The 1,098-nt window shown below is 59.7% G+C and carries 2 protein-coding genes; one reads left to right on the forward strand and one right to left on the reverse strand.

Going from position 1 to position 1,098, the window contains the following annotated elements:
• Positions 1-315 (forward strand): response regulator (locus A3730_RS19000; protein ID WP_156501254.1); only part of this gene is annotated, 315 nt, incomplete at its 5' end.
• Positions 316-621: 306 nt separating this feature from the next.
• Here A3730_RS19000 and A3730_RS19005 read toward each other — a convergent pair.
• The coding region (locus tag A3730_RS19005) for a response regulator (RefSeq protein ID WP_156501255.1) at positions 622-1,098 on the reverse strand (477 nt) is incomplete at its 5' end.

The following is a 1,098-nucleotide window of genomic DNA, read 5'->3' on the forward strand; positions in this document are numbered from 1 at the left end:
GGCATGCAGGTGACAGAAGCGGAGCATGGGAAAGAAGCCTGCGCGGCCTTTCAGGTGGCCGACGGCGCTTACGATCTGGTTGTGCTGGATATGCAGATGCCGGTGATGGATGGCTATGAAACTGCCCAGGCCCTGCGTGACCGGGGGTATGGCGGCCCCCTATTGGCGCTGACGGCCAACGTGCTGGCGGTGGATCGCCAGCGTTGTCTGGACGCCGGTTGTGATGCCTTTCTGGGTAAGCCGGTACGGATGAGGGAGCTGCTGGCGGTGTGCGCGCAACTCCTTAACCCCTCAACGGTTTCCGTTAGCCGGTAATGTCTCTGGAGACCTGGGGAACCTCTGAATAACTCCTTGCATGCTCAGCGTGACCTGGAGCGTACAGCTGTTGTGTCTTGTCTCGACGGTAAGGGTGGCTCCCTTTCCTGGAGACAGGGCGCAGCAGATGTGCGCTCCAGGCCGCGCCCTTCGGGTTTTCCAGGCTGACCCGCACTCGTTGTTGCGCTTTTTCGATGGATGGACATATCTCGATCCCAGTTAGGGGACACCTTCAAAAACGCGCCCTCTGTGCCCCGAATGGGGTATAGATTGCGAGCCAGCCTGAAAGACTGAGCACGTAAGGCGTTATCCAGAGGTTCCCTGGCCACGCCTGAGTGCATCGTGGACTTGCTGCTGGGATACCGGTTTGCTGAGGTAATCATCGACCCCGGCGTCGCGAGCTTTTTGTACATAATCGCCGGTGGCATGGGCCGACAGGGCAATGATCCAGCAGTGCGGAGGTGTTTCCAGAGCGGCCTCCAGGGCACGAATCTCCCGGGTGGCCTGGTAGCCGTCCATCACCGGCATTTCGCAATCCATGAAGATGATATCCCAATGATCCGGGCGGTTGCGGACTTGCTCTACGGCTTGTGCGCCGTCGCTGACCAGCGTGGCATGGATACCTAACGATTTGAGGATGCTGTCGATCACCAGCTGGTTAACGGCATTGTCCTCCGCCACGATCACCTTGAGCATATTGGCGCGATCCAAGCGGATCAGGGGTTCTTTTGCGGTGGAGGGTGCGCGCGCTTCGTCGGGGCCGGTGAGCAGGCTGCGTTTCAG

It is taken from the genome of Alcanivorax sp. HI0044 (assembly GCF_001634945.1).